Here is a 6,574-nt window from a genome sequence, read left to right on the forward strand (position 1 = left end):
ACAGAGCAGGGGGCGTCCGGCCGGGGCGGCGGGTCCGCCGGTCGCCGCCGTGGCCGAGGTCACCGCGGCCGCTGTCGCCAGGTGGTCCTCACAGAGGCCGACCAGCACCTCGTAGGCGGCCTTGCCCATCAGCTCGGTGAGTTCCGGCCGGTAGGAGAGGTACACCGGGTCGGTGGCACCGTGCGCGGCGGGTGCGCCGGTGCACCACCAGTGCAGGTCGTGACCGCCCGGTCCCCAGCCGCGCCGGTCGTACTCCCCGATGGTCACGTGCAGCCGCTCCTCGCCGTCGGGTTCCTCGATCCACTCGTAGGTCCGGCGGATGGGCAGCTGCCAGCAGACGTCCGGCTTGGTCTCCAGCGGCTCGCGTCCCTCGGAGAGGGCGAGGGTGTGCAGGGCGCAGCCCTCGCCGCCGGCGAAGCCGGGCCGGTTGAGGAAGACGCAGGCGCCGGCGACGCGGCGGGTGCGCGGGTCGCCGTCCTCGTCGGTCTCGATCCAGCCGGCGGCCGAGGTGCCGGTGCCGTGGAACTGCCAGGTCTCCGGGGTGAGCCGGGCCATGTGCCGGGCCACCCGCTCGCGGTCCTCGTCGTCGGTGAAGTGGGCGCCCAGGGTGCAGCAGCCGTCACTCGCCCGGCCGGCGGCGATGCCCTGGCAGCCGCGGCCGAAGACGCAGTTCCAGCGGGAGGTGAGCCAGGTCAGGTCGCAGTGGAAGATCTGACGTGGGTCCTCGGGGTCGGGAAACCCGATGTTCAGCCGGGGGAAGTCCAGCGCGACCTCGTCGCCGCGCCGCCGGCGTCGGGCTCCGTCCATCGGCCTCACGGTGCTCTTCCCCGTCTTACCGGCTTTCCCGGCCTTACCGGCCTTACCGGCCTTACCGGCCTTACCGGCTTTTCCCGTCTTCCCGGCTTTCCCGGTCCCGGTTCCCCCCTTCCCCGATCCACCCTCTCCGGTGTTCCTCCCCGTTTCTCCGACCCCGTCCGACTTCGCCCGATTCCTCGTTGTCACCACGTCAGGGTAAGCGCCGGAGTAGCGTTGACCGTCATGAGACTCGGAGTATTGGACGTCGGATCGAACACGGTCCACCTGCTGGTCGTGGACGCGCACCGCGGGGCACGGCCGATGCCGGCGCGCTCCCACAAGGCGGAACTGCGGCTCGCCGAGCTGCTGGAAGCCGACGGCTCGATCGGGACCGCCGGGGTGGAACGACTCGTCCGCACCGTGCGCGCCGCGCTGGACGTGGCGGAGGATCACGGCGTCGCCGAGCTGCTGCCGTTCGCCACCTCGGCCGTGCGCGAGGCCACGAACGCGGACCGGGTGCTGGCCCGGGTCGCGGAGGAGACGGGCGTGGAGCTGCGGGTGCTGTCCGGGGAGGACGAGGCGCGACTCACCTTCCTGGCCGCCCGTCGCTGGTTGGGCTGGTCCTCCGGGCGCCTGTTGCTGTTCGACATCGGCGGCGGATCGCTGGAGATCGCCTTCGGCATGGACGAGGCGCCGGATGTCGCGGTCTCGCTGCCGCTGGGCGCCGGCCGGCTGACCGCCGGCCGGCTGCCGGGGGACCCGCCGGAGGAGGCGGACATCCGGGCGCTGCGACGCGAGGTGCGCAACCGGATCGCCGAGGTGGTGGGTGAGTTCAATCGTTACGGCAAGCCGGACCGGGTGGTGGCCACCTCCAAGACCTTCCGGCAGTTGGCCCGGTTGACCGGGGCCGCGCCCTCCACCGAGGGGCAGTACGTGCCGCGCCGGCTGGACCTGGAGGACCTGCGGGTGTGGGGGCGGAAGCTGTCGTTGATGCGGACCTCCGAGCGGGCCCAACTGCCGGGGGTCTCCGAGGGGCGGGCCCGGCAGCTGCCCGCGGGGGCGCTGGTGGCGGAGGCGACGATGGACCTGTTCGGCGTGCGGACGCTGGACATCTGCCCGTGGGCGCTGCGCGAGGGGGTCATCCTGCGGCGGCTGGATCGGATGCGGGGCGACTGAGCGGACGATCGCGCGGGCCGGGGGCGGCGCCGGTGGTTCCCGGCCCGGCGCGGTGTCCTCCCCGCCGACCTTCCGTTCCATCCCGATCGCGGGTGTTTCGAGGGGGGTTCGTCCACCCGATGGACGCCGGGATGTTTCGCCCCGCTTCGCGGTTGTTCCGGACGGTGTGCCGAGGGCCCGTACTCTTGAGCCCGTGGTGGAACAGTCTCCGATCGGCGTCCCGGTCGCGAAGGTCGCGCTCTCGACGGCCTCGGTGTATCCGTTGGACACGGCGGCGGCGTTCGCGATCGCCGCGCGGCTGGGCTACGACGGCGTCGAGGTCATGGTGTGGACGGACCCGATCAGCCAGGACCCGGACGCGCTGCGTGCCCTCTCCGATCGGTACGGGGTGCCGATCCTGGCGGTGCACGCCCCCTGCCTGTTGATCACCCGGGGTGTGTGGTCGACCGATCCCTGGGAGAAGCTGCAGCGCTCGCGGCGTGCGGCGGAGCTGCTGGGGGCCTCCACCGTGGTGGTCCACCCCCCGTTCCGGTGGCAGCGCTCCTACGCGCGGGCCTTCGTCGAGGGCGTCCGGCGCATGGAGTCCGAGACCGAGGTGCGCTTCGCGGTGGAGAACATGTATCCGTGGCGGTACCGCGAACGCGGGGTGCAGGCGTACGCGCCGGGGTGGGACCCCACCGAGGAGGACTACGGGCACTTCACTCTCGACCTTTCGCACACCGCGTCCTCGCGAAGCGACGCGATGGCGATGGTGAAGCGGATGGGGGACCGCCTGTCCCACGTGCACATCGCGGACGGGACGGCCTCGGGGACGGATGAGCACCTGGTGCCCGGACGCGGAACCCAGCCGTGCGCGGAGATCCTCGCCGACCTCGCCCGCTCGGGGTTCGACGGCACGGTGGTCGCGGAGATCAACACCCGGCGGGCGATGAGTGGAGCGGAACGGGAGAAGGACCTGGCGGAGGCGCTGGAGTTCACCCGACGGCACCTGACCCCGGCGGAGCCGGAGCCCCCGGGGAACCCGGAGGATCCCGGGGGCCGGGTGCCGGGGGTTCGGCGCCCGGGCGACTGAGGGGGCGCGCTCCGGACACTCGGTACCCGACCTCTCGGCCCGCCCTCTCGGCCCGACCTCTCAGTCCGGCTGGGGGCCCGGATCGGGGTCCGGCTCCGGGTCCGGCTCGCCGGGAGGGTCCGGTTCGGGGTCGGGACCGGGGCCCGGGTCGGGCGACGGCGACGGCGCACGCCCCGTGCCCTCGACGGTGATCACGCTCCCGGTGGGCTGAACCCGGATCCGGGCCGACCAGGCGCCGCGCGGCTCCCGGTCGGGGTCCACGGCCACCCGGATGGTGACCCGCTCCCCCGGTCGCAGCGTGCCGGAGGTCCGGTCCGGGCTCAGCCAGGAGGCACGTGTGGACAGTGACCAGTGCACGTCGGCGTCGCCGATGGCGGTGAGCACGATCACCGTCTCCGCGCCGGCGCGGCCGGAGTCGGACATCGCCTCGACGGAGAGCCGGGCGGTGGCCGGCGGATGCTCGCCGGTGCCCCCGGAGTCGGACTCCCCGGGACCACCGGCGCGATCGCGATCCCCGGCCCGGTCGTCCCGCGAGCCGTCGGAGTCCCCCTCGCCCCGGGGGTCGGCACGGTCCTGTCGTCCGTCCTCCGCCCCGCCGTCGGCCGGATCGGCACCCTTCCGGTCCGGGTCGTCCGTGTCGCGCCCGCCGGCGGGGTCGGCCCGGCCGGCGTTCTCGTAGGGGTGGCCGTCGGTGCCGGACGTCTCCCCGGCACGGTCCCGCTCGGTGACGGCCGAGCCGTCGCCCGCGGTTCCCTCCCCGGTCGGGGTGGCGCCGCGATGGGCGGCCAGCACGGCCAGCGCGGGGGCGGCCAGGACGGTCGCGACGACGGTGGTGGTCAGGACACGGCTGCGCAACCGCTCCCGGCGGGCCGTCCGGTCGCGCTCGTCCATGGGGAACCCGGTGCGGTCCAGGCGCGGGAGGTGTCGGGCCCGGGCCCGACGGGAGGCGAGGCGGGCGCTCTGGACGGCGGGACGCGGTGCGGTGAGCACCGCCAACCGGGACGGGCCGACCGGATCGGTGCCCGGCCAGCCCGCCCCGCCGCCGGAGACGGCGCGCTGGGCGATCCGCCGGCAGGTGGGGCACTCGTCGGTGTGGCGCAGGAGCTCACCGCGCAGGGCCGGGGTCACCAGGAGGTGCTCGTGGCCGGTCAGACCGGTGAGACCGGCCACCGCGGGGCAGGCGCCGGCCCGGGCGGCGGCCAGCGCGCCCCGGGTGCGCTCGACCTCGCAGGCGGCGGTGGTCAGCAGGGTGCGGGTGGCGCCCACCGGGCGGCGGAGGACGGCCGCCACCTCGGCGGCATCGAGTCGGTGCCGCACCGCCAACTCCAGTGCCTCGCGCTGCTCGGGAGTGGTACCGGCCGCCTCGGGCCAGGCGAGCGCGGCCAGTTCACGGCGTCGCCGGTCGGCGTCGGGGCCTGCGGCGCCGGGGACGGGCGGGACCGCGCCGGCGGCCCGCCGGGCGGTGAGTCGGCGCAGGCAGGCCCAGCGTGCCAGGGCGTAGAGCCAGGCACGGTGCAGCCCCGGCTCGGCGGGGCGGCGGCCGGGACGGTGGCGTTGCTCGGCGGCGGCCAGTGCCTCCCCGAGCGCCGCGGCGGCGGCGTCGTGCTCGCACATCACGGACAGGCAGTAGGTGAACAGGCCGTCCAGGTGGGCGTCCTCCCACGCCGGGCAGGCGTCGGCGGGCCCCGGCGCGGTTCCCCACGCCGGGCGCCCCCGTCGGTGCTCCGGGCCGCCGTGACCGCCGCCGGCCCCGGGAGAGCGGGAGGCGTGCGGGGCCCGGGTGTGCCCCCGGGTCGACCGGTCGGTGGGGCGACCCCGGGTACGGGCGGAGGGGGCGGCGTGCCGGCGGCTGCTGCTCATCCCGCCCGACGTTAGGGCCCCGGGACACCTCTTCGGCCGTCTCCCGGCATGGTTCCCTCTATCGGGTGACGAAGCCGGGGGGTGAGCCATCGCCCGTACGGTTTCCGGCGCCCGGCTTCCCGAACGACGGCGGGGCCCCGGGCGGGGCCGGCGCCCGCCGGGACCGTCCAAAGGCATCGATGTCGGTGGTCGGCGGTACGGTCGTGCGCATGGCCCGTAGAACAGACCGACCGTCCTACCGCTGCACCGAGTGCGGATGGTCCACCGCCAAGTGGCTCGGTCGATGCCCGGAGTGCCAGGCGTGGGGCACGGTCGAGGAGGTGGGCGCCGCCCCGGCGGTGAAGACGACCGCCGCCGCCCGGGTGACCTCGCCCGCCCTGCCGATCGGCCGGGTGGACGGCCACAGGGTGGTGGCCCGCAGCACCGGCGTGCCGGAGCTGGACCGGGTGCTCGGCGGCGGCCTGGTGCCGGGTGCGGTGGTGCTGCTGGCGGGTGAGCCGGGCGTGGGCAAGTCCACGCTGCTGCTGGACGTGGCGGCCAAGGCATCCTCCCCCGAGCACCCGACGCTCTACGTGACCGGGGAGGAGTCGGCCGGGCAGGTGCGGCTGCGGGCCGACCGGATCGACGCGATCGCCGAGGACCTCTACCTCGTGGCGGAGACCGACCTCTCGGCGATCCTGGGGCAGTTGGACGCGGTGAAGCCGGAGTTGCTGGTGCTGGACTCGGTGCAGACGGTCGCCTCGCCGGAGATCGACGGCGCGCCGGGTGGGGTGGCGCAGGTGCGCGAGGTGGCCGGGGCCCTGATCCGGGCCTCCAAGGAGCGCGGCATGTCCACCCTGCTGGTCGGCCACGTCACCAAGGACGGCGCGATCGCCGGCCCCCGGCTGCTGGAGCACCTGGTGGACGTGGTGCTGCACTTCGAGGGCGACCGGCACGCCCGGCTGCGCCTGGTGCGCGGGGTGAAGAACCGCTACGGCGCGACCGACGAGGTCGGCTGCTTCGAGCTGCACGACTCGGGCATCACCTCGCTCGCCGACCCCTCCGGCCTCTTCCTGACCCGGCGTTCCGAGCCGGTGCCCGGAACCTGCCTGACCGTCACCCTGGAGGGGCGCAGGCCGCTGGTGGCCGAGGTGCAGGCGCTGACCGTGGACAGCCAGATCCCCTCGCCCCGGCGGACGACGTCGGGGCTGGAGACCTCCCGGGTGTCGATGATCCTGGCCGTCCTCGAACAGCGGGGGCGGATCGGCGCCCTGGGGAAGAACGACATCTACACCGCGACGGTCGGCGGGGTCCGGCTCTCGGAGCCGGCGGCCGACCTGGCGGTGGCGCTGGCGCTGGCCAGCGCGGCCTCCGACACCCCGCTGCCGCAGAACCTGGTGGCGGTCGGCGAGGTGGGGTTGGCCGGGGAGGTACGGCGGGTGACCGGCGTGCAGCGGCGGTTGGCGGAGGCGGCCCGACTGGGCTTCACCCGGGCCCTGGTGCCGGTGGATCCGGGCGAGGTGCCGGCGGGGATGAAGGTCGTGGAGGTGTCCGACATCGGCGAGGCGCTGCGGGTGCTGCCGGCCCGTCCCCGGCGGACCCGCGACGCGCCGGAGCGGTCGGGGGAGTCGGAGCGGTCCGGGCAGTCGGGAGGGGGTGCCGGCGGGTCGCCGCTGTCGGGTGGCGGTCGGG

5 protein-coding genes are annotated in these 6,574 nt (G+C 75.4%); 3 read left to right on the forward strand and 2 right to left on the reverse strand.

Annotated elements, in window-relative coordinates:
* On the reverse strand, positions 1-807 hold an 807-nt coding region (locus FNQ90_RS08875), incomplete at its 3' end, for a hypothetical protein (RefSeq protein ID WP_228470984.1).
* Positions 808-1,038: 231 nt separating this feature from the next.
* Between FNQ90_RS08875 and FNQ90_RS08880 the strand changes: the two genes are divergently transcribed.
* Both FNQ90_RS08880 and FNQ90_RS08885 read left to right on the forward strand, forming a co-directional pair.
* Positions 1,039-1,971, forward strand: a complete 933-nt coding sequence (locus tag FNQ90_RS08880; protein WP_182605861.1) for a Ppx/GppA phosphatase family protein — start codon at positions 1,039-1,041, stop codon at positions 1,969-1,971.
* Positions 1,972-2,164: 193 nt separating this feature from the next.
* A complete protein-coding gene (locus tag FNQ90_RS08885; RefSeq protein WP_407699330.1) occupies positions 2,165-3,043 on the forward strand; it encodes a sugar phosphate isomerase/epimerase family protein in 879 nt (292 codons plus the stop codon).
* 60 nt (positions 3,044-3,103) lie between these two features.
* Here the strand turns inward: FNQ90_RS08885 and FNQ90_RS08890 are convergent, their stop codons facing one another.
* On the reverse strand, positions 3,104-4,903 hold the full coding sequence (locus tag FNQ90_RS08890; protein WP_182605862.1) for a BACON domain-containing protein: 1,800 nt from the start codon (positions 4,901-4,903) through the stop codon (positions 3,104-3,106).
* A gap of 209 nt (positions 4,904-5,112) precedes the next feature.
* Between FNQ90_RS08890 and radA the strand changes: the two genes are divergently transcribed.
* Positions 5,113-6,574: DNA repair protein RadA (gene radA / locus FNQ90_RS08895; RefSeq protein WP_182605863.1), on the forward strand; the 1,462-nt coding region annotated here is incomplete at its 3' end.

It is taken from the genome of Streptomyces alkaliphilus (genome assembly GCF_014141535.1).
Lineage (GTDB): Bacteria > Actinomycetota > Actinomycetes > Streptomycetales > Streptomycetaceae > Streptomyces > Streptomyces alkaliphilus.

Coding starts and splice junctions, on each gene's coding strand:
- FNQ90_RS08890 (WP_182605862.1), bottom strand. CDS start 4,903: ATGAGCAGCAGCCGCCGGCACGCCGCCCCCTCCGCCCGTACCCGGGGT.
- FNQ90_RS08880 (WP_182605861.1), top strand. CDS start 1,039: ATGAGACTCGGAGTATTGGACGTCGGATCGAACACGGTCCACCTGCTG.